Source organism: Aliirhizobium wenxiniae (assembly GCF_019511445.1).
GTDB lineage: Bacteria > Pseudomonadota > Alphaproteobacteria > Rhizobiales > Rhizobiaceae > Neorhizobium > Neorhizobium wenxiniae_A.
This window is the reverse complement of the sequence record NZ_JAEUAN010000026.1, coordinates 71,962-93,291: the sequence shown is the minus strand read 5'-3', so window position 1 is coordinate 93,291 and position 21,330 is coordinate 71,962. Positions and strand designations below refer to the sequence as shown.

At 59.1% G+C, this 21,330-nt stretch carries 19 protein-coding genes; 10 read left to right on the top strand and 9 right to left on the bottom strand.

Features of this window, described 5'->3' with window-relative positions:
- The 4 genes from JNB91_RS25610 to JNB91_RS25595 form a co-directional block, all read left to right on the top strand.
- Positions 1-1,623: phosphoethanolamine transferase (locus JNB91_RS25610; protein ID WP_223218386.1), on the top strand; the 1,623-nt coding region annotated here is incomplete at its 5' end.
- Positions 1,620-2,087 carry a diacylglycerol kinase gene (locus JNB91_RS25605; RefSeq protein WP_220328306.1) on the top strand — a complete coding sequence of 156 codons (468 nt, stop codon included), beginning with the start codon at positions 1,620-1,622 and terminating at the stop codon, positions 2,085-2,087. The genes JNB91_RS25610 and JNB91_RS25605, both read left to right, overlap by 4 nt.
- Positions 2,088-2,182: 95 nt before the next feature.
- Complete coding sequence (locus JNB91_RS25600) at positions 2,183-2,845, top strand: response regulator (RefSeq protein ID WP_220328305.1); 663 nt, start codon at positions 2,183-2,185, stop codon at positions 2,843-2,845.
- Positions 2,842-4,218, top strand: coding sequence for a sensor histidine kinase (locus JNB91_RS25595; protein ID WP_223218385.1), 1,377 nt, complete (start codon positions 2,842-2,844; stop codon positions 4,216-4,218). The genes JNB91_RS25600 and JNB91_RS25595 overlap by 4 nt, the downstream gene beginning before the upstream one ends.
- Positions 4,219-4,286: 68 nt before the next feature.
- Here JNB91_RS25595 and JNB91_RS25590 read toward each other — a convergent pair whose 3' ends face one another.
- From JNB91_RS25590 to JNB91_RS25580, 3 genes are all read right to left on the bottom strand, one after another.
- The gene (locus JNB91_RS25590; protein WP_220328304.1) at positions 4,287-4,865 is read right to left on the bottom strand and encodes a YceI family protein; all 579 of its coding nucleotides are present in this window, start codon (positions 4,863-4,865) and stop codon (positions 4,287-4,289) included.
- Between the two features lie 70 nt (positions 4,866-4,935).
- Positions 4,936-5,799 (bottom strand): hypothetical protein, encoded by an 864-nt coding sequence (locus JNB91_RS25585; RefSeq protein ID WP_220328303.1) that lies wholly within the window; start codon positions 5,797-5,799, stop codon positions 4,936-4,938.
- Positions 5,800-5,860: 61 nt separating this feature from the next.
- On the bottom strand, positions 5,861-6,844 hold the full coding sequence (locus tag JNB91_RS25580; protein ID WP_220328302.1) for a glutathione S-transferase family protein: 984 nt from the start codon (positions 6,842-6,844) through the stop codon (positions 5,861-5,863).
- A 127-nt stretch (positions 6,845-6,971) separates the two neighbouring features.
- On the opposite strand from JNB91_RS25580, the gene JNB91_RS25575 reads away from it, so the two are divergent.
- Positions 6,972-7,904 carry a LysR family transcriptional regulator gene (locus tag JNB91_RS25575; protein ID WP_220328301.1) on the top strand — a complete coding sequence of 311 codons (933 nt, stop codon included), beginning with the start codon at positions 6,972-6,974 and terminating at the stop codon, positions 7,902-7,904.
- Between the two features lie 54 nt (positions 7,905-7,958).
- On the opposite strand, the gene JNB91_RS25570 is transcribed toward JNB91_RS25575, so the two are convergent.
- The 3 genes from JNB91_RS25570 to repA form a co-directional block, all read right to left on the bottom strand.
- Positions 7,959-8,831, bottom strand: coding sequence for an MBL fold metallo-hydrolase (locus tag JNB91_RS25570; protein ID WP_220328300.1), 873 nt, complete (start codon positions 8,829-8,831; stop codon positions 7,959-7,961).
- Between the two features lie 132 nt (positions 8,832-8,963).
- Positions 8,964-10,028 (bottom strand): plasmid partitioning protein RepB, encoded by a 1,065-nt coding sequence (gene repB / locus JNB91_RS25565; protein ID WP_220328313.1) that lies wholly within the window; start codon positions 10,026-10,028, stop codon positions 8,964-8,966.
- Between the two features lie 20 nt (positions 10,029-10,048).
- Positions 10,049-11,293, bottom strand: coding sequence for a plasmid partitioning protein RepA (gene repA / locus JNB91_RS25560; protein ID WP_220328299.1), 1,245 nt, complete (start codon positions 11,291-11,293; stop codon positions 10,049-10,051).
- Between the two features lie 362 nt (positions 11,294-11,655).
- On the opposite strand from repA, the gene JNB91_RS25555 reads away from it, so the two are divergent.
- The 4 genes from JNB91_RS25555 to JNB91_RS25540 all read left to right on the top strand — a co-directional run bounded on the left by JNB91_RS25555 (position 11,656) and on the right by JNB91_RS25540 (position 16,041).
- Positions 11,656-12,774 carry an anhydro-N-acetylmuramic acid kinase gene (locus JNB91_RS25555; RefSeq protein WP_220328298.1) on the top strand — a complete coding sequence of 373 codons (1,119 nt, stop codon included), beginning with the start codon at positions 11,656-11,658 and terminating at the stop codon, positions 12,772-12,774.
- A gap of 137 nt (positions 12,775-12,911) precedes the next feature.
- A complete protein-coding gene (gnd, locus tag JNB91_RS25550; RefSeq protein WP_220328297.1) occupies positions 12,912-13,910 on the top strand; it encodes a phosphogluconate dehydrogenase (NAD(+)-dependent, decarboxylating) in 999 nt (332 codons plus the stop codon).
- 80 nt (positions 13,911-13,990) lie between these two features.
- A complete protein-coding gene (locus JNB91_RS25545) occupies positions 13,991-15,103 on the top strand; it encodes a carbohydrate kinase (protein WP_220328296.1) in 1,113 nt (370 codons plus the stop codon).
- Positions 15,104-15,117: 14 nt separating this feature from the next.
- Positions 15,118-16,041 carry a pseudouridine-5'-phosphate glycosidase gene (locus JNB91_RS25540; protein WP_148145021.1) on the top strand — a complete coding sequence of 308 codons (924 nt, stop codon included), beginning with the start codon at positions 15,118-15,120 and terminating at the stop codon, positions 16,039-16,041.
- Positions 16,042-16,065: 24 nt separating this feature from the next.
- On the opposite strand, the gene JNB91_RS25535 is transcribed toward JNB91_RS25540, so the two are convergent.
- The 3 genes from JNB91_RS25535 to JNB91_RS25525 are packed head-to-tail and all read right to left on the bottom strand — an operon-like array spanning position 16,066 to position 20,083.
- Positions 16,066-17,727: a urocanate hydratase gene (locus JNB91_RS25535; protein WP_220328295.1), complete on the bottom strand. Its 1,662-nt coding sequence runs from the start codon at positions 17,725-17,727 to the stop codon at positions 16,066-16,068.
- Between the two features lie 10 nt (positions 17,728-17,737).
- A complete protein-coding gene (locus JNB91_RS25530) occupies positions 17,738-18,826 on the bottom strand; it encodes a DUF917 domain-containing protein (RefSeq protein ID WP_220328294.1) in 1,089 nt (362 codons plus the stop codon).
- A gap of 9 nt (positions 18,827-18,835) precedes the next feature.
- On the bottom strand, positions 18,836-20,083 hold the full coding sequence (locus tag JNB91_RS25525; RefSeq protein ID WP_220328293.1) for a Zn-dependent hydrolase: 1,248 nt from the start codon (positions 20,081-20,083) through the stop codon (positions 18,836-18,838).
- A gap of 353 nt (positions 20,084-20,436) precedes the next feature.
- On the opposite strand from JNB91_RS25525, the gene JNB91_RS25520 reads away from it, so the two are divergent.
- The gene (locus JNB91_RS25520) at positions 20,437-21,249 is read left to right on the top strand and encodes a transporter substrate-binding domain-containing protein (RefSeq protein ID WP_430736362.1); all 813 of its coding nucleotides are present in this window, start codon (positions 20,437-20,439) and stop codon (positions 21,247-21,249) included.
- Positions 21,250-21,330: the final 81 nt, after the last annotated feature.

Here is a 21,330-nt window from a genome sequence, read left to right as displayed (position 1 = left end):
GCCCGGCCCTTCGTCCGGCCGCAGATTGGCAGCGTTACTCTCGCCGTCCTCGGGGCACTTTATCTGATCGCCTTTACCAACCGCACGTTCTTCACACGCGCCTATGGCTATTTCGACAATCACCTGGCGCTGGCCGCCTTTGCATTGGGTCTGGCCTGCCTGTTTGCTGCCTTTACGATCGCGGTCTCGGTCAAATATCTTCTGAAGCCAGTTCTGATCCTGATGATATTCAGCGCCGCCTCGGCTTCATGGTTCATGGACCGCTTTGGCACGGTCATCGATGTCGATATGATCCGCAATGCGGCGCAGACGACGCCCTCGGAAGCGGGGCATCTCGTTACACCCGCCTATCTGCTACACATGACGATATTCGGGCTGATCCCTGCACTTCTGGTCTGCTGGGTGCGCGTCGAGCACCGCAATTTCCTCTCGAAAGTCAGGTGGAACCTCACCGCCATCGTTCCGCTCATCCTTGTGGCGCTCGCCTGCGGCGTCAGCAGCGCGCGCAGCATCGCTTCCGTGACCCGGTTGCACAAGGATCTGATTCTCACACTCAATCCTTTTGTACCGGTGGGCAGCGCCGTGGCTTTCACTCTGGCGAGCGAGGCAGACAAGAACATCGTGGCTCAACCGCTCGGAACCGACGCACAAGCGGCCTCCCCCCTTGCCTCGGCCAAGCCGCGCGTACTGGTTATCGTAACCGGAGAGACCGCGCGGGCAGAAAACTTCTCGCTCGGCGGCTATGGTCGCGACACGAACCCGGAACTCGGCAAGCGCGACATCACCTATTTCTCGCAAACTTCAAGCTGCGGCACGGCCACAGCGGTTTCCGTCCCTTGCATGTTTTCCAACCTCACACGGCACGGCTATTCTCATCGTGCCGGCCTTGCCAATCAAAACCTGCTGGACGTGTTCGGCCATGCCGGCATCAAGACCGAGTGGTGGGACAATAATACCGGCAGCAAAGCCGTCGCCGACCGCACCACCTACCGTTCCTTCTCCGACGCCAACGATCCGCGTTATTGCGAAGATCACGAATGCCTCGATGACGGCATGGTTGCTGAACTCGATGGATGGCTCTCAAGCGTCAGGGGCGACAGCGTTCTGGTTCTGCATCAGCTCGGCAGCCATGGTCCGGCATATTACCAGCGATACATTGCGGAATTCGCGCGCTTCACACCGGAATGCCGTACCGGCGAACTGGGAACCTGCGATCGTCAGGCAGTCGTCAACGCCTACGACAACAGCATCCTTTACACCGACCACATCCTCGCCTCGGTGATCGACATCCTGAAAGCCCGCCAGGACAAGATCGCACCGACGATGATCTACATGTCGGACCATGGTGAGTCCTTGGGCGAAAACGGCCTCTATCTGCACGGTGCGCCTTACATCATCGCTCCATCGCAGCAGACACATGTCCCCTTCGTGCTTTGGCAGGGAAGCGAAATGAAAGCTTCCGTCGATGCGTCCTGCCTCTCCAAACGCGCCGGCGAAGAGGCCTCGCACGACAACCTTTTCCATACGGCACTCGGCATCATGGCGGTGAAGACCTCGGTCTACAAACCGGATCTCGACGTCCTTGCGACGTGCCGCAAAACGAAAGGCAGTGCAAACTCATGACCGTTCCCGATTATGCCCCCATCGGAACGGTAGCAAGGCCGGTCACAAAAAAGACTGAGGAACCGCCGCAAGTCTCCATCAGCCCCTCGTCCCACATCGAGAAAGTGACCGGCAGCCGGCACCTCAAGGCAGCGTTCGGCTATTCGCTGAACGGTGCCTTGAGGCTGCTGCGCGAAACCGCATTCCGCCATGAAATCATCACCGGACTTGCGATATTCGCAGCCTTTGCCGCAGTCGGCGCCAGTTTCTTCGATTACATCATGATGGCGGTCGTCATGCTCGGCCTCTTCTCTGCGGAAGCTCTCAACACCGCCATAGAAGAGATCATCGACCGCATTTCGCCGGAATGGTCCGACACCGGCAGGCATGCCAAGGATCTCGGCTCTTTCGCCGTATTCTGCATGCTGCTGGCGAACGGGCTGACAGCCGCCTTCGTCATCATTCCGAAACTCATCTCGCCATGATCCCCACGGTAGCCCCCTCCCCTCTCGAATTTTATCCACCCAGTCTGCTAAACGATGGGTATAGGATAACGTCGCGATGGGACGGAGCGGATAGTTTGAGGGTTCTTCTGGTTGAGGATGATGCAACGCTCGGTGAAGCGGTGCGCGATCATGTGGCAAGTGGCGATCATGCGGTCGATTGGATGAAAACGATCGACACGGCAAGAAGCGCGCTTGCGACCACCAGTTATGGCCTCGTCCTGCTCGATCTTCGCCTTCCCGATGGCAGCGGTATCGCTCTCCTGAAGGAGTTTCGCACCCGTGGCATCGCGGCACCGGTGATCATTCTCACGGCGCATGATCAGATATCCGATCGTATCGAAGGCCTGAATAGCGGCGCCGATGACTATCTGGTGAAGCCGTTCAATCTCGGTGAACTCACGGCACGCATGCTGGCGGTCAGCCGCCGTTACAGCGGCCGACCGGTTTCACTCGTGCGGATCGGCGATATGGAGATTGACGCAGCAGCCCGCCGGGTGACGGTCAACGACGAGACAATTGATCTGTCCAGCCGGGAATGGGCCGTACTCGACGCGCTATCGAGCCGTACGGGAGCAGTCGTTTCGAAATCCCAGATCGAAGAAGCTCTTTACGCCTTTGGCTCCGAGATCGAGAGCAATACTGTCGAGGTCTATGTAAGCCGACTGCGCAAGAAACTCGGCCGCGAACACATCACCACGCTACGCGGTATCGGCTACAGGCTTGGGCGTGAACAATGAGCTTTTTTCGCCGGACGACCGGCCCGTCGATGACCCGGCGACTGATCCTGTCCCTGACCTTTGCCATGACCTTCCTCTGGTTGCTGGCAGTCGGGCTTGGCCTGGTGGTGATGGAAGAGGAGCTTGCCGAAATATTCGACGGCACGCTTCAGGATACGGCCGAACGGCTCGTGCCGCTGGTTGTCGATGATCTCGAACACCGGGGAATGCTGGGCTCGACATCCGCCCCCATAGCGAGCGCAGCACCCCAGCAACTGCAGACGGCAAGTTCCAGCGGAGATCATGAATATCTCATCTATCAGGTGCGTGATCGTTCCGGCCGCGTGTTGATCCGCTCCCATGATGCGCCGGAACAGGCCTTTGGAACGCCTTTGAAGGCTGGGTTCTGGAAGGACACGGTTTATCAGTTCTACACCGCCACTAGTGATGACACCCAAGTCTTCATCCAGGTCGCTGATGCCTTCGAGAACCGCGAAGAGGCCGTTCGCGAAGGCGCAATCGCGCTGTTTTTGCCGCTGATATTGCTGATCCCGGTCAGTGGTATCGTGATCTGGATGGTGGTGCGCCGTGCCGTGCGGCCGGTCGGCGAACTGCGTCGAGAGATCGAGACCAAGGATGGCGGCAACATGGAGCCTATCGATGCGTCCATGCTGCCACAGGAACTGCAGCCGATCGCAGTTTCCGTCAACCTGCTGATGTCACGGCTAAGGACTGCACTCGACGCCGAGCGGGAATTCACCTCCAACAGCGCTCATGAACTGCGCACGCCGATCGCCGGCGCCTTGGCCCAAACGCAGATGCTGATCGCCGAGCTGACAGAGAGCTCCAGTCGTCACCGTGCCGGTCAGATCGAGGCGTCGCTGACACGTCTCAGCCACCTTGCGGAAAAGCTCTTGCAGCTCTCCCGCGCCGAAGCCGGTATTGGTATCAGCGACAAACAGGCCGACCTGGGCCGGGTACTGGATATGGTATTGACCGATTTCTGGCGCAGCATGGCAAACCCGGCACGTCTGATCCTGCATCGCGCGCCCGGCGCGCAGTTGATCGGTCCGTTCAGCGAAGATGCTTTTGCCATTGTTCTACGCAATCTCATTGAAAACGCGCTCGTGCACGGCACGCCGGAGACGCCGGTCGAGGTGTTTCTCGACGACGGCGGGCTTATCCGTATCGTCAACGGCGCGCCGGCGATGAACGAAGCCGAGCTTGCTTCGATCCGCAAACGCTTCAGTCGCGGGAAGACCGAAGCTGCGGGCTCCGGATTGGGCCTGTCTATCGTCGACAGATTGCTCGGTCAGATGAACGGCCGTCTTGTGCTTCTATCACCCGCAAGCGGCAGGGACGACGGCTTCGAAGCCAGGATAATTCTACCGTAAAATGGCGAAACGCGACCGGCCACTGAGCCGATCGCGCTGTTTTTCATCTCACTGCGGTGAGACTGAATTCACTTCTTGACGGCTTCAACGTCGATGTCGAGCGCGATTTCCGGACCGATGCCGAAGGCGGCCATCTTGGCGATGCCGAAGTCTACGCCGTTAAACGAACCGGTTGCCGAAAAACCGGTCTTGATCGTGTTGGCATCCCAGGGAAGCGCGGATTCCGCATTCCAGGTGACGTCGAGAACGACCGGCTTGGACATGCCGAGCAGCGTCAGATCACCGGTCACCTTGGCAGTCTTGTCACCGGTCTTTTCGATCGAAGTGCTCTTGAAGGTAATCTGCGGGAACTCCTCGGCGTTGAGGAAGTCCGGGCTCTTCAGGTGGGTGTTGCGCTTCTCGTCATTGGTGTCGATGCTTGCAGCTTCGAGCGCGATTTCCACCGTGCTCTTGGTTACGTCTTCCTTGTCGAAGGAAATTGTGCCGGACACCGCCTTGAATGCGCCATGGGCCTTGGCCCAGCCCGCATGGCTCGTCTTGAAGCCGACCCATGCATGCGTCGGATCGATTTCGTAGCTGTCAGCTGCGAGCGCAGCTCCGGTCATGAACATACCGGCAATGGCAGTAGCGAAAATCAGGCGTTTCATGGTTTCTCCTTTTGAGATTGCCCGTGGTGGGCGATAGTGTCCGGCGAGCCGGATTGATGACACTTTCAATTCAACCGCCCGCAAGGACGGCAATAGCGATGGCTGCGATCGCCGGGATCGCCGTTAGCGCCCCGATAATCAGCGGTCGCAGAAAGCGCGGTTGTTTGATGAAATCGATACTGCGCCCTTTAAGAACGGCGAAGACAGCGACGGGCAGAACCGAAAGAACAAGAGCGATCGGTGTGGCGCTCGGCGAGAGTAGCACAGTCATCATGACGCCCATCGCAGCAGTCCAGATGAAGGAAAGCGCGGCAAGTCCCTGGAGATCAAAGGCCGCATCATCGCCCCTGATATAAGCGACGTAACGAACCAGCAGCCAGCCGCCGAACAAGGCAGCCAATGCACCATTCATCTGCGCCATCCCGATATAGCCGCCCATGATCGCGCTCAGCGCCGTTCCGATGGCGGTAGCGAGCAGGGCTGCCGGCAAGGCAGCCGGAGATTGCTTTTGAGAAAGCCGACCAGAAACGGCGGCGATTTCCACAGCGACGATGACGAGCACGACGGCAAGCGTCGTTGCTTTCGTCGCATTGGCGGCAAGAACGTTTTTACCCAGCCACCAGGCTGGTGCTGCGAGCGACACCACACCGACCAGCGCGATAGTCCACCGGTTTAGAAACTGCCGCAAGAGAACGCCGAGGATGCCGAAAGCAACACCGCCGATGAGCAACAGCAAGGGAAGTTTCTGTTTCGCCGCAATCGGCGGGAATGGCGGAAAGCCTTCGATCGATACGCTCGCGATGGCACCGGCGACCGGGATCAGAAGCGTCGTTAAAAGAATGCCCGGGGACGAGGCTCCCTTACCGGCCAACGCAATGACAATACCGAGAACAAGCGGCAACAGGACAGAAGTCAGGAGTATCTGGGTCAGCATGCGATCAATCCGGAAAGTTCGCTGATTGCGGGAGAGTGTCGAAACGGCAGCTTTTCGCGGCTTAAATCGCGATGGAGGCTGTAGGCAGCAACAGATCCTCGAAGTCCAAAGCCGGGCCAACGGGAATGATCTTTGTCGGGTTGAGACTCTCGATCGAATAATAGCCACGCTTGATGTGATCGATGCTGACAGTCTCTGCAATGCCCGGAACTGACAGTATCCGGCGCAGATATCGGCTTAGACCAGGATAGTCAGCGATACGCCGCAGATTGCATTTGAACAGACCGTGATAGGCGGCATCAAACCGCACGAGCGTGACGAAGAGGCGAATATCGGCTTCCGTCAGGCGCTCTCCGACAAGGAAAGCCCTCTCCGCCAGCAAATCCTCCAATTCGTCCAGCATTAAGAATACGTCGTGGAAGGCCTCTTCATAGGCTTGCTGCGTCGTGGCGAATCCGGAGCGGTAAACGCCGTTGTTCAACCGCGGATAGATACGATCGTTCAGCGCATCGATTTCGGAACGAAGAGCTTCGGGATAGAGATCGACGCTCTCATCCGCCAAAGCACCGAAGCCGCTGTTGAACATGCGCAGGATATCGGCCGATTCGTTGTTGACGATCGTGCCGGTCTTTTTATCCCACAGGACAGGAACCGTTGCGCGGCCGGTAATCTGCGGATCGACGCGGGTATAGAGCTCGTGCATATAACGCGCGCCATTGACCATATCTTCGTTGGCGCCGGGATGGGTACCGAACCGCCAGCCTTCTTTTGTCAGCGCTGGCTCAACCACCGAAACAGAGATGAGCTCGTCCAGCTTCTTGAGCTTGCGGGCAATCAGTGTTCGCGAAGCCCAGGGGCAGATCAGTGCGACATAAAGATGATAGCGGTCAGCTTCCGCTGCAAATCCGCCCACTCCCGTTGGTCCCGCAGACCCGTCGGGCGTGATCCAGTTCCGAAAGCTGGATGTCTGGCGTACGAAGCCACCTTTGGCATCCTTAGCCTGTACTGGTTGCCAGTCAGCTGTCCATTTGCCGTCTACAAGCACGGTCGTCTTCCCAACATGGTTGATCAGACAGCGCAAGGCCGTCATTGCCGACACTATGCATTCACTCCGGCAACATGATAATCAACCATCCGAGCATTACAGATCACACCAAGAGAGTGAGCTTATCATGTTGGATCGCATCGCCGGGATGGAGGTTTTCGCCAAGGTCGCTGCGATCGGCAGCCTATCAGGAGCGGCCCGTGCGCTTGGCATGTCCCAGACCATGGCGACAAAGCACATGGGCGCGCTTGAAGAGCGGCTCGGCGTGAAGCTTCTGCACCGTACCACCCGCAAGATTACCCTGAACGAAGCAGGCCGCCGCTATCTGGAAAGCGTCGAACGCATTCTCTCCGAGCTTTCGGAAGCTGACGCCATGGCCGCCGCCGAACGAATGGAGGTCAGTGGCACACTTCGTGTCAATGCTCCGGTTTCCTTCGGTGTCAGGGAAATCGTGCCGCTTTTGGCCGAATTGTCCGAACTGCATCCGGCGTTGAGCGTCGATCTGGGCCTGAGTGATCGGACCGTCGATCTTGTCGAAGAAGGATGGGATGTCGCCATTCGCATCGGCCAAATCGAAGACCAGAGCCTGATGGCACGAAGGATTGCGCGCTGTCGCATGCTTGTCACCGCGTCTCCCGCCTATCTCGTGAACCGAACGATGCCGACATCCGTAGCGGATCTGAGCGTGCATAATTGCCTGGGCTACACGCTATCGAGTTCGGTTGGTCCTGATCGATGGCGCTTTGGCCTGGATGGTTCGATCATCGTGCCCGTTACGGGCAATCTCCACGCCAATAACGGTGATGCGCTCGTGGCAGCGGCCTTGGCAGGTCAGGGCATGATCTACCAGCCGACCTTCCTGGTCGGTGATGAAATCCGCGCCGGGCGGTTGGTATCCCTCACGCTCGACCACCCACTGATGGAACTGCCCGGCGTCTTTGCGATCTATGCAAGCAATCGCCGCCCACCTGCCAAGGTCCGGGCATTCATAGACTTCCTGGCGCACAAATTTTCTCCCACACCACGCTGGGATCGCGAACTCCCGATATCGCTAGAATAGCCATCACGCGATACATACGATCCCGTATCTCACGATGGCGAAAAAAGTCCCGCCTTACCAAGCGTTTATGGCGAAGGCATCAATCGGGATTTTCAGATAACTGGTCCCATTGGCTTCCGGAACCGGCATCCGCCCTGCATTGAGGTTGATCTGCAACGCGTGAAGCATCAGGCGCGGAAACGGCAATGTCGCATCCCGCTCCTCACGCTGACGGATGAAAGCTTCACGCCCTTGGGCGACATGCGCGTTTTCCGTCTTTTGCTGTCCGACCGTGCTTTCCCAAACAGCCTCGCGTCCGCCGGGACGATAATCGTGACCGGTGAATAGCCGCGTATCATCGGGAAGAGCGAGGATCGCCCCGATCGAAGACCACAGGCTTGCGGCACTACCACCAGGAAAATCGGCACGGGCACTGCCGCTATCCGGCATGAATAATGTGTCGTGAATGAACGCAGCATCACCGACCACGTAGGTGATCGATGCCAAAGTGTGACCCGGCGAATGGATAACCTTGCAGGTCATGTTACCGATCTGGAAACTTTCGCCATCAGCGAACAGGCGATCCCACTGTGATCCGTCCGTTTTCATCTCCGGCATGTTGTAGATTTTCTGCCAGAGCTTCTGGATATCGACCACTTTCGCGCCGATCGCCGTCGGCGCTCCTGTCTTTCCCTTCAGGTAGGCCGCTGCGGAAAAATGGTCCGCATGCGGGTGCGTATCCAGAATCCATTGCACCATAAGCCGTTCGCTTTCGACATAAGCGAGAATGGCATCGGCACTTGATGTCTTCGTGCTTCCCGATTTCTCATCGTAATCGAGCACCGGGTCGATGATCGCGCAATCCCTCGTTTCCGGATCACTCACCACATACTGGATGCTGCCCGTGCGCTCGTGGTAGAAACCTTTGACCAGAGGATTGGGGCTCATGATGAAAATCCGGATGATTAAAGGGTTAGCTGCAATGTCGGTCTTCCTTCACCGAACTTTCCGTCAGGAACAAGGCCAGCTTAACTGCCCGGCTTCTTGTTCCCACTGACGTTCGGCCAACCCGTCAGAGCCTCATCCCTTTGAAGACTGAGCGGAGACAAACGCGTCATACTGCTGAACGAGCGTCTTCATGGCTTCATCGACGAACCGGCGGTCGATCCCCGTGGCAAACTCGATCCGGCTTTTCTTGCCGTCGGTATGTAGCTGCGCAAAGACCTTACCCTTGTTGTCCTTCAACAGCACGGGCTCTGCAGGCTGGCGCTTTTCCGGCTTGGAGAGATGATTGAATATCAGCTGGAACCGGTCATCGCTTGCCGACGACCGGAAATCGGCATTGGACACTTCAGCCATCGCTGCGGCCTGCGCTGCTTTCGATGCGAGCAATTCACTGAGCTTCATCCACCGATCACGACCAGCCTTAGGCGCTGCGCCGATCGCCCGAATAAGTGCAACCGGAACTGCCTCGACTACCTGCAGCAACCGAGACAGCTCGCTTTTCTGAACCGACAGCGCCTCCCCGATCACCTTGCGGTCGAAACCACCTGCGAGAAGGTTTTTTGCGAAAACCGCCCGCTCGATAAATGAGAGATTGCGACGTTCGGCATTTTCCTTGCCCTGCGCCAGAACCAGTTCGTCGTCAGACAACGAACGGACAATTGCCTTGACCTCGATCCCTAGACGCGAGGCTGCCCGAATGCGGCGATGGCCATAGGCTGTCTGGTATCGACCCGGCTTTTCCGGATGATTGCGCAACAGAACGGGCACCTGCTGTCCGCTTTCACGCATGCTGTCGATGAGTGTCGCGAGATCCTCGTCGTCTTGATCGTCCAGCCGCAACCGGTCTTCGACGAAGGAGGAATCGATCTTTTCGGGATGGATCGAGACGACCCGCTCGCCTTCGCTGAGCGCCTGGCGCAACAAGCGCGCCTCTTCCGCTTCACGGGTCATGGCGTTGAGCGAAAGGCCCATGGCCTTTACCGCGCCGGCAGCACTACGTCCTGCCGGATTGCCCGTGGGGGCAGGCACTTCAATTTCCGGCTTCGGAACCGATTGCGCCTCGGCCGCAGGTGCGGCACCGGGCGCAAGCCCGCCTCCGAACAGCGCTCTCAACTCGTTTTTCCGGCTAGCTGCCATGATCAAAAACCTTTCCTTCTGTCCTATCGACCCCAGGCCGCATGGATCAGAGTCTCTACCTCGCTGTTGACGGCGTTCATCGCCTCGAGTGCGCGGTCATAGGTTGAGCGGGTAAAATTCTCGCGCCCGACCTCGTACAGTGTCTGCTTCGTCAAACCGGCATCCGAAACCGCTGTCGACTTCAGCATAGGGGCCGTAAGGACACGATCCCCAAACAGTGAGCGCATGAAACCGACGATCTGCGCCTGAGGTCCATCATTCGGTTCAAAACGGGTAACAAGATACCGCAGGAAGTCGAAATTCAGCGTGCCCCCCGCCTCGCGGACAACGGAGAGAAGGTCGGATGTCATGAACAGGAACTGGTTCATCGACGCGACATCCAGCATCTGCGGGTGCACAGTCACGACAACCGACGTGGACGCGCAGAGTGCCGACAGGGTCAGGTAGCCGAGCTGTGGCGGGCAGTCGATGACGACCACGTCGTAATCCTGCTCGACCGTCGCCAGAACTGCCTGGATCCGCGCGAAGAACAGCGGCCCGCTATCCTTGCCGCTCTGCCGGTTCGCCAGCGCCTGAGGCGTGACATGCTCGAATTCCTGCAGTTCGATATTGCCGGGAACGAGATCCAAGCCCGGGAAGTAGGTGCTGCGAATGACCTCGGAAAGCGCGCGCTGCTCATCGTCATAGCGGATGGCGCCGTAAAGCGTGTCATTGCCGGTCAGATCAAGTTCCGGCTGATAACCGAACAGAGCTGAAAGCGATGCCTGCGGGTCGAGATCGATGGCGAGTACCCGATGACCTGTCAGGGCAAGATATTGGGCCAGATGCGCCGCCGATGTCGTCTTGCCCGAGCCGCCCTTGAAATTCGTCACCGAGATGACCTGAAGATGCTCGTTCTGCGCGGCGTCCCGGCGAGGAAGATAGGATTTCGCCTTGGCCGTATTGCCCTTGGCTGCGGCCTGTTCTGCAAGATGGCTGCGCAGCGCTTTGATATCGGAGAGCGAATAGAACCGGCGCCCACCCGCACCGGTCTCCGGCTGCGGGCCTTCTCCGGCGAGAGACAACTGGCGAAGGTAACCATCGGATACACCGATAAGCTTGGCAGCCTCGCCGGAAGAAAAGCTGCGCAGCGTCTTGCTCGCAAGCGGCGGGAAAAGACGCTCGCGCATCGCCTTGAGCTGCTCGGAAAGGGCACGCGCATCACTGGCGATGGCTTCGTCGGCAAGTTGCCGCGTTTCCGGCGCAACCTCGCCTCTAGAGGCTCTCATATTCTCAGCCGACCCGGCCATTCCCAAACTCTCCCTGATGCCTCGCTACACGATCCACGTTTACCGTCATGATCGACCGCGGATGGAAGGCGACGCGGCGGCTCACTACGCCCCGCAATAAAAATTACACCGGACGCCGACAGTTACGCCAAAATTCCGAAAAATCACCGCAAGCCGTTACAGAGTGCTTGCATGAGTGATTCGCGTCAAGGGATTTCTATGATCGGGAGAAGCGGTCGCTGGCGCAGAAAATTGAATCTTCATGGAGCCGTTGGCAAAATTGGGCTCTCGCGGTTGCCGCCTTCGCGCAGAGAAGCACTATAAAGCGATATGATTCGGTCAATCGCGATTGGGGACAAGCAATGGAGCCTATCTGGGCGGTCGGATTGATGACCGGAACGGTGCTCGATGGAAATATAGACGTCGCGCTTATCAAGACGGACGGAGAGAGTGTCGAAACTTTCGGCGCATATACGCTTGCCCCTTATTCCGAGAATACCCGTTTTCTTCTGGAGGAGACTCTACGTCAGGCTCGCAGCTGGAATTTCGAAGGTCCGGAGCCTTTGATTTTCAAAGAAGCGGAAGAGGCGCTGACCCGCGCCCAGTCCAGTGCCGTTCGGACACTTGTCGAAAGCGCCGGACTATCCATGGATCAGATCGGCGTCGTTGGTTTCCACGGGCAGACTGTGCTGCACCGCGCACCCACAAGAGAACGCCTGGGCGATACCCGACAGCTTGGCGACGGGCAGTTGATGGCCGGCATTCTTGGAACCAAGGTTGTCTATGATTTCCGCACGGCCGATGTGCGCGCAGGCGGTCAAGGCGCACCACTAGCCGCCATCTATCACACCGCTCTCCTGCGCGAGGTCGATCGAAGCGGTGATACCGCCATCCTCAATCTCGGCGGCGTCGGCAATATTACATGGTGGGATGGCGAGGAACTTGTGGTTGCCTTCGACACCGGACCGGCCAATGCGCCGCTCAACGATTTCATCAAAGGGCTTGGTCTCGGCGAGATGGATCGCGACGGCGCGCTCGGCGCATCAGGCAGGGTGGACGAAGCGCGGCTCGAACGTCTTTTGCAACATCCATATCTGACCGCAGCCTATCCGAAATCACTCGACCGGTTCGATTTCACCGCAGCCATGGCGGATGGCTTGAACCCTGCCGATGGCGCGGCCACTCTTTCCGCCTTCACCGCATCCGCCGTCGGCAAGGCGCTCGACCTTCTGCCGCAAAGGCCCAAGCGCCTGATCGTCAGCGGCGGCGGGCGACGCAACCCCACGATCATGTCGATGATCGAAGAGAGGGCGAAGGTTCACGCCGTTTCAGCCGATGGCTTCGGCTGGCGCGGCGATGCCGTGGAAGCCGAGTGTTTTGCATTCCTCGCGGTACGCAGGTTGCGCGGCCTGCCGATCAGCTTCCCGACAACAACCGGCGTTCCGAAGGAAAAGACGGGCGGCAAGCTCGCTAATCCTTGAATATTTTACACCAGTTTTTCCGATCCTGCCGAAAACGTGACCATCGCCAGAAATAAATCGATTTAAAAAACTTGAGGCCCGCGACACATCGTCCTAGTTATCCAGTCGATTCTAAACCTGCATCGAGAGGCTTACACATGCAGATCGGAATGATGGGACTGGGCCGCATGGGCGGCAACATGGCGCGGCGCCTGATGCGTGCGGGCCATGAATGCGTCGCCTACGACGTCAACCCGGCAGCCGTCGAGGCACTGGCCGGCGAAGGCGCCATCGGCATTTCGTCCATCGAACAGTTCATCGAAAAACTGACGCCCCCGCGCGCCGTGTGGATCATGCTGCCGGCAGCAATCACACCCGGCATCGTCGAAAAGCTGGCTGCCCTCCTGCAGCCCGGCGACATGATTATCGACGGTGGCAATTCCAACTACCGTGACGCGGTAGACCAAAGCGCCAAGCTGGCCGGGAAAGGCATTTCCTACATCGACGTCGGCACGAGCGGCGGCGTCTGGGGCCTTGAGCGCGGTTTTTGCCTGATGATCGGCGGCCCCGACGAAGCGGTCAAACATCTCGATCCGATCTTCGCGACACTGGCGCCGGGAGCGGATCTTGATCCGTCGCTTCGCCCCGCCGAGCGCGGCTATCTGCATTGCGGCCCGAGCGGTGCCGGCCATTTCGTCAAGATGGTGCATAACGGCATCGAATACGGAATGATGCAGGCCTATGCCGAAGGTTTCAACGTGCTGAAACAGGCAAATGTCGGCCATGCCCATCGCGAGGCGGATGCGGAAACGACGCCACTCCCGGACAAGCAGTATTACCAGTTCGACATGGATATCGAGGCGATCAGCGAAGTCTGGCGCCACGGCAGCGTCATCGGCTCGTGGTTGCTCGATCTTACGGCGGACGCTCTGAAGGTCGACCCGTCACTCCGCAACTTCGGCGGCCGCGTTTCGGATTCAGGCGAAGGCCGCTGGACGATGAAGGCCGCGATCGACATGGGCGTTCCCGTGCCGGTTCTGTCTGCCGCCGTGTTCAGCCGTTTCGACAGCCAGGGCAATGCAGAATACGCCAACAAGATGCTGTCGCTGATGCGCAAGTCTTTCGGTGGCCATGTCGAAAAGCCGCATGGCAAGTAGCACTTCCAACAAATAGACCTCAAAACATTTGTTGACACGATAAACAATTGTCTGCATGGGTTTCGCAAGGAGCCCATGCAATGACCCAGCCGCTTGCACCACAGGAAAGCGCCGTTCTGGCCTTGATCCGCGAAAACCCATTCGTCGGTCAGCAGGAAATCGCCACAGCCCTGGGGCTGGCCCGCTCGACGGTAGCCGCTCATATCGTTCAGTTGATGAACAAGGGATATATCCTCGGCCGGGGTTACGTACTCTCGTCCGAAGTCCGCGCATTCTGCATCGGCGGCGCGGTGCTAGACCGCAAATATCACGCCCGCACCAAGATCGTACTCGAGACGTCCAATCCCGTCGAGAGCACCCGCAGCCTCGGCGGCGTCGCCCGCAATGTGGCTGAAAATCTTGCCCGGCTCGGCTCTGCGACCGGCTTCATATCGATCGTCGGCGATGATGACGGCGGGCAGGCATTGCTCAAATACATGCGCGAAATCGGGATCGACGTCAGCCAAGTCGTGACGACCAGCGAACGCCCGACGGCCGAATATGCGGCAATTCTCGATGCGGCCGGCGATCTCGTTCTCGGCATTGCCGACATGAACATTTTCGACCTGTTCCAGCCGGATCATATCGAGCGTGCCTGGCCACATCTCGCCGCTTCGAACTGGGCCTTTGCCGACTGCAATCTTCCTGCGGAAGCGCTAATCGCGCTGATCGACCGTTGCAAGAATGCGGCCTGCCATCTGGCGATCGATGCCGTATCCACCCACAAGGCCATGCGCCTGCCGAAGGACCTGAACGGGATCGACCTCCTGTTCATGAATATCGACGAGGCGAACGCCATTCTCGGCCAGACCCACCCGCACACACCAGAAGGTGCCAAACAGGCTGCATTGGCGCTGCAGAAGGCAGGCGCCGGCATGGCTGTGGTCAGCGCCGGGGCGCAAGGCATGGCGGTTGCCGGACGGCAAGCCGTGGACTTCGTCAATGCCGTCAGGGCTGCCCCCATCGACATGACCGGCGCCGGCGATGCGATGATTGCCGCGACGCTTCATCGACTGCTCGAAGGCGACGAGATTTTCGAGGCGGCCCGCACCGGCGCGCTTGCCGCCACACTCACCACTGAATGTAATGCCAGCGTGCACCCCGACCTGTCTGCCGAGCTTATCGAAGCCAATCGGCACAGGCTGACGAACTGAAAGGACTTAACGACATGCAATTGCTGAAGCCTAAGCTCAACAAGGAAGTCGCCGACGCGATTGCGAAGGGCGGACCGGTCGTGGCGCTCGAATCCACCATCATCACCCATGGCATGCCTTACCCCGCCAATCTCGAAACCGCCAAGGCGGTCGAGGATGTTGTGCGTGCCAACGGCGCCGTCCCGGCAACGATCGCCGTCATCGATGGCGAACTGCGCGCCGGCATCGACGCCGACGAGCTGGAAAAACTTGCCCAGGCCAAGGACGTTGTAAAGGCCTCCGGCCGCGACCTCGCCGTTGCCATGGTGCGCAAGCAGACGGCCGGCACGACCGTTTCCGCAACCATGCTGCTGGCTGACCTCGCCGGCATCGAGATTTTCGCCACCGGCGGTGTCGGCGGCGTTCACCGCGGTGCCGAGCAGACCTTTGACATTTCCGCCGACCTGACCGAGCTCGGCCGCACGAAAACCGCCGTCGTCTGCGCCGGCGTCAAGTCGATCCTCGATATCGCCAAGACGCTCGAATATCTGGAAACCCAGCGCGTCCCGGTCATCGCCTACGGAACCGACGAGTTCCCGGCCTTTTTCACCCGCAAGAGCGGTTACAAGGCCGATCACAAGCTGGACAGCGCCGCCGAGATCGCCAAGGCGATGTGGCTGCATCACCAGCTCGGCACCGGCACCGGTCTTCTGATCGCCAACCCGATCCCGGAAGCGGCAGCTCTGACGCCGAAATTCATCGACGGGACGATTGCCGATGCGGTTCGCGAGGCCGATGAACGCGGCATCGGCCGCAAGGAGCTGACGCCCTTCCTGCTTGCCCGCATCAACGAACTTTCCAAGGGCGAAAGCCTGAAGGCCAATATCGAACTGGTGAAGAACAATGCGACGCTCGCCGCCAAGATGGCCGTCGCCTATTCGGCCTTCAAGAAAGGCTGATCGCACGATCTATACGGCTGGGTCTCAACCCAGCCGTATATGCGGGACTTTGCCCTGTTCAGCAGCCTCGACCGCATCCTCATAACCCGCATCGGCATAACGGATGATGCCGAGCGACGTATCGTTGGTAATCGACATATCGAGCCGCTCTGCCGCAGCTTCCGTCCCATCGGCCACGATCGTTACCCCGGCGCTGGTCATGTAACCGGCATAACCGCCACCTCCCGAATGAATGACGACAAGATCGGCCATCGACGAGCAAAGCGCCATGGCGTTGATCAGCGGCCAGTCGGCAATGGCATCCGAGCCATCCTTCATATTCTCGGTCATGATGTTCGGATGTGCCATCGCGCCGGCATCCAGATGGTCACGAGAGAAGGCAATCGGCCCTTTTAGCTCGCCCTTTGCCACCAGTTCGTTAACCGCAAGCGCCAGCTTCGTGCGCTCGCCATGGCCAAGCCAGGCAATCCGTGCCGGAAGCCCCTCGAACGGCACATTCTCCCGCGCCAGCCTGATCCAGTTGGTGACGATGTGATTGTCCGGGAAAAGCGCAAGAACGAGATCGTCGATACGGCCGATATCGCTTTCCTCGCCGGATAGCGCCATCCAGCGGAAGGGGCCGATCGCCTGGCAGAAAAGCGACCTCAGATAGGCCTCGGTAAAGATTGGGATGTCGAAAGCGTTTTCGACGCTGCCCTCTCTAGCTTGAGTACGGATAAGGTTGCCATTGTCGAAAACCTCGGCCCCTCTTTCCTGCAGGGTCAGCATTGCGCGGACATGATCGGCGATCGAGGCGCGGCTTGCCGCCATCAACTGCCCCTGCCCTTCCGTTCGAAGCCGGCGCACTTCTTCAAGGCTCATACCTTTCGGAACATAGCCGTAGACGAGATCATGCGCCGAGGTCTGGTCGGAAACGACGTCCGGCACGATGCCGCGCTTGACGATCTGGGGATAGATGTCCGCCGCATTGCCGACGAGACCGATCGAGACCGCCCGCTTTTCCTTCACTGCCGCATCGATCATCGTGAGCGCCGTATCGAGATCGGGCGCGACTTCATCGAGAAAGCCGATAGCCTTGCGCTTGGCGACGCGTTCGGGATCGATATCGACCACAAGGATCGCAGCCCCCGCCATGCGGCCGGCGAGCGGTTGCGCACCACCCATGCCGCCGAGCCCGGCAGTCAGCACGAACCGCCCGGCAAGCGTGCCGCTAAAGCGCTTTTCGGCGATCCGCATGAAGATCTCGTAGGTACCCTGGATCACGCCCTGGCTGCCGATATACTGCCAGGCCCCGGCCGTTAGTCCACCCCAGCAGATCAGCCCCTTTTCCTGCAACTGGTAGAAATACTCGGCCTTCGCCCATTGGCCGACGATATTGCAATTCGCCATGATCACCAGCGGTGCCTTGGCATGTGTCTTCAGCAACCCGACCGGCTTGCCGGACTGGATGACCAGCGTCTGATCCTCGTCCATCTCCTTCAAGGCCCTGACAATCGCATCATGCGCCGCCCAGTTGCGCGCAGCCTTCCCGAGCGCCGCATAAACGATGAGATTGTCGGGATCCTCGCCGACCGAGAGAACGTTTTCGAGAAGTCTCAGCAACGCTTCCTGCCGCCAGCCCTTGGCACGCAACTCCGGCCCGCTGGGGATCGGGAATTTCGGATGACGCGGATTGGATTTCGGCATGGCTTTCTCCTCACCCCAAAGCGTAGTCGGCAATGCTGATCCCGAGCGCCTTCTCGACGATCGGGTAGACCGACGGATCCTTGACGCTAGACGACAGCGGAATGATCGTCTTCGGCACATGCAGAAGAAACACCGGCATGCCCACCTGCAATTGCCCGACACTCATCGGCTCGCCTTCCGAAGAAAGGGTCGAGATGATGTCAGGAAAAGTCGCGAGCCGGTTTCCGCCGGCATCATCAACCGCCATGTATTCGTTCATCACATGCAGCGTCACCGCTCTGTCACCGCGGCCGACCGTGATCGTGCCGACGTCGAAAGCCTCGTTCGTATAGACAACCGATTTAGCGCTAACCTCGCCTTCCGCGATGATCGCACCCCCGGTCGTCTTGACGATCGCATCGATGATCGCATGCCCTCCCCTGGCATCCGCCTCGATGATCGCTTCGCCGAGCTTCAACGCGAGGCTGATACCGCCGAGCGCCGCATTCCGGCGCACATAGGAGGCCCGCAGCGGATTGCGGCAGGAGGCGATGAAACCGCCCGACATGTCGGAAGCGGTGCGAAGCACCGGCGAGACCTTGGCGGTCGCGCCGCGAATAACCAGTTCGATATAGCGGTTTTCGGCGCGATTGCCGCCGACAGCCGTCTGGATCATTTGTTCCGGCGAATTGGCCATGCCGATCGAGCCCATGTCTCCTGTCGGATGCGCTCGCACATCGCCAACGGCATCCAGCACCTTGGTGCCGAGAATGGCGGAAGGCAGCCAGCCGTTCAGCGTCGATGATTTGCCGTTCTGGCCGATCATCAGGGCCGAGACCTTCTCACCCAGCGCATCCTGCAGAAGCTGAACGGCCTTGACGTAATCGACTCCCTGCATTTCCCAGGCGGTGGTGGAGGCGGGTGCGCCGATGGCCGCCGCGGTTGCCACCCAGTCGTCATCCTCCAGTTCGTCGATCGTGATCAGCTCCGGTCTGCCGATCGAGACTGCGGCATAACCCAGCATTCGGCCATGATCGGACCAACCGCCACCACCGGCCGCATAGACGGAACCTCCGCGCACGGCGGCTTCCACATCCTTCTCCGTCAGTATGCGTCCCATGCGGTCTCCCTATCTTTTGTCCAGATCCAGAATTGCCTCGTAAAGAACGGCCGCGCCGAGCGTGATCGCATCATTTTCCGACCATTCTTCCGCAGCATGGCTGCGCCCGTCCTTGCTGGCGATGAAGATCATCGCAGCCGGCGCCACCTTGGAAAGAAAGGCCGCATCATGTCCGGCGCCAGAGACCATCGGCCTGCTGGTTGCGCCGATCCGAGCAGCGCTCGACGCCAGAACATCCGTCACCATTTCGGACATAGGCGTCGGAGCCGCATTGGAAACCCTGCGTGGTTCCGCAATCGTCACGCTCCGTTTTGCAGCCGTCTGCGCACAAAGTGCAGAGAGGGCCGCAACGAATTCATCCATGAGAGCGGGATCGACGGCCCGGGCATCGATCAGCATCCGGACATGAGATGGAATGACATTGGCAGCATTCGGCTCCATCGAAAATTCGCCTACGGTGCCCGCAAAATAGCTCGATCCGAGCGCCAGTTCCTTGGCGACACGCTCGATACCGAGCACTAGGCAACACGCGGCCCCCAGGGCGTCATAACGCGCATTCATCGGCGTCGTGCCGGCATGATCGGCACGACCTTCGACCAGAATCTCGAAGCGGGAAATCCCGGTGATCGCTCCCACGATGCCGATATCGATCCCCTCCCGCTCAAGCACGGTTCCTTGCTCGATATGCAACTCCAGAAAGGCCTTGATGTCGTCACGGCCACCGATTTGCGAAGGATCACCACCGACCTCGCGAATTCCTTCGGCGAGATCGATATGTCTCCCATCCGTATCAGCCGTGCGCTCCAGCCACTCGCCGGGACGCACTCCGGTCATTCCCCGGCTGCCGATACAGGACACCCCGAAAATCGAGACTTCTTCCGCCAGAAAATCGACGATTTCCAGATCTTGTTCCAGTTCAATCCCCGCATCGCTCAGCGCGCGCGCCACTTCGAGCGCGGCAATCACACCGGCGATCCCATCGAAACGACCGCCATTCGGCACCGTGTCGGTATGCGAGCCGAGCATCAGTGTACCGCCGCCCGTCTTTCCCTTTCGACGCCCGATCAGGTTACCTGCTGCATCGATACGCGTTTCAAGCCCTGCATCTTGAAACGCCTTCTTCACATAGGCGCGTCCCTTGAGAAACATCGGCGTGAATGCGCGACGCGTCCATGGTCTGTCGGGTTCGGTGATATTGGCAAGGGCGTCGATATCTGCCGCGATACGGCCGGCATTGACGACGAGATTGGAAGTCATATGGCAAGATCCTGAAATGAAATGCTGGCAGTAGATCGGGCGAAGCATCCGGGCCGGCTCGGCATCAGGCTTCGCTCTTTCATCAACGAGTATTGAGAGAAGATAGGTTCGCTAAACCCGTTAAGGCAAGCTGATTTGATCAGGCCGTGGCCCACCGATTGCGGCGATCATTCGCTCTGACGCGACACGCCGCAAAGCCACGAGCGAAGCCGTTGACGGCTCTGAAAACATCGGTCATTTGTATAGGCAATAAAAAGAGCAGCGATAAAATTCGCTGTCATACGGTGGGAACAGCCGAACTGCGGTCCTTAAGGTAGAACAACGCGGAGAAATCACCAATGCTCAAAAGACAAATGATGAAGGCTGTCGCCGCTGGCGCCCTTCTGCTTGCCACGTCGTTTTCGGTCCACGCTGAAGACGTGCTGGCCAAGGCCAAGGCTGCAGGCGTTCTGAAAGTCGGCACGGAAACGGCATTCGCCCCTTTCGACTTCATCGATGCCGGCGAACACAAGGGCCTGAACGTCGACTTTTTCGAAGCGCTCGGCAAGGATCTCGGCGTCAAGATCGAATGGGTCGAACTGCCGTGGGATAGCGTTCTGCCAAGCCTTGAAGCCGGCAAGTTCGATGTCGTTGCCGGCCCGGCCACCATCACCAAGGCCCGCATCTCGCGTTATCGCATGAGCGCCCCGGTCGCCGAAGCTTCCGTCGCAATCCTGAAAAAGGCCGGCGACACTTCGATCACCAAGCCGGAAGACATCGCAGGCAAGGCCGTCGGCGTCGGCAAGGCAACCGCACAGCTGGCACAGCTGCAGGAATATTCAGCAACGCTTGCCGAGAAGGTCAACGTTCGCGAATATGTCTCGTTCAACGATGCCTATGCGGACCTTGCGACCGGCCGCGTCGTCGCTGTCGCGAACTCTCTTCCGAACATCGCCTTCGTCGCCAAGCAGCGCAATGGCGCATTCGAAGTCGTGACCCCGGCTTTCGGCAAGAAGACCTATTTCGGCTTCATCGGCACGAAGGACGACGGTCACAAGTCGCTGCTCGATTATATCGACACCGAAATCCTGGCGATGAAAAAGGACGGACGTCTGGCCAAGCTGCAGGAAAAGTGGTTCGGCACGACTTTCGATACGCCGGACTCTGTGCCTGATCCGGCATTTTGAGCCTCAGTCGATTGCGGGGATGCGCCTGGCGCATCCCCTGATCCCTCGTTCCCTCCGTTTCGCCCTGCGCATCGCGCCGGC

Bases quoted from the DNA above. Each gene is read 5' to 3' on its own strand.
- gnd (WP_220328297.1), top strand. From the start codon at position 12,912: ATGCAGATCGGAATGATGGGACTGGGCCGCATGGGCGGCAACATGGCG.
- JNB91_RS25605 (WP_220328306.1), top strand. From the start codon at position 1,620: ATGACCGTTCCCGATTATGCCCCCATCGGAACGGTAGCAAGGCCGGTC.
- JNB91_RS25535 (WP_220328295.1), bottom strand. From the start codon at position 17,727: ATGCCGAAATCCAATCCGCGTCATCCGAAATTCCCGATCCCCAGCGGG.
- JNB91_RS25585 (WP_220328303.1), bottom strand. From the start codon at position 5,799: ATGCTGACCCAGATACTCCTGACTTCTGTCCTGTTGCCGCTTGTTCTC.
- JNB91_RS25570 (WP_220328300.1), bottom strand. From the start codon at position 8,831: ATGAGCCCCAATCCTCTGGTCAAAGGTTTCTACCACGAGCGCACGGGC.
- repA (WP_220328299.1), bottom strand. From the start codon at position 11,293: ATGAGAGCCTCTAGAGGCGAGGTTGCGCCGGAAACGCGGCAACTTGCC.
- JNB91_RS25595 (WP_223218385.1), top strand. From the start codon at position 2,842: ATGAGCTTTTTTCGCCGGACGACCGGCCCGTCGATGACCCGGCGACTG.
- JNB91_RS25575 (WP_220328301.1), top strand. From the start codon at position 6,972: ATGTTGGATCGCATCGCCGGGATGGAGGTTTTCGCCAAGGTCGCTGCG.
- JNB91_RS25540 (WP_148145021.1), top strand. From the start codon at position 15,118: ATGCAATTGCTGAAGCCTAAGCTCAACAAGGAAGTCGCCGACGCGATT.
- JNB91_RS25530 (WP_220328294.1), bottom strand. From the start codon at position 18,826: ATGGGACGCATACTGACGGAGAAGGATGTGGAAGCCGCCGTGCGCGGA.
- JNB91_RS25525 (WP_220328293.1), bottom strand. From the start codon at position 20,083: ATGACTTCCAATCTCGTCGTCAATGCCGGCCGTATCGCGGCAGATATC.
- JNB91_RS25555 (WP_220328298.1), top strand. From the start codon at position 11,656: ATGGAGCCTATCTGGGCGGTCGGATTGATGACCGGAACGGTGCTCGAT.
- JNB91_RS25590 (WP_220328304.1), bottom strand. From the start codon at position 4,865: ATGAAACGCCTGATTTTCGCTACTGCCATTGCCGGTATGTTCATGACC.
- JNB91_RS25545 (WP_220328296.1), top strand. From the start codon at position 13,991: ATGACCCAGCCGCTTGCACCACAGGAAAGCGCCGTTCTGGCCTTGATC.
- JNB91_RS25520 (WP_430736362.1), top strand. From the start codon at position 20,437: ATGATGAAGGCTGTCGCCGCTGGCGCCCTTCTGCTTGCCACGTCGTTT.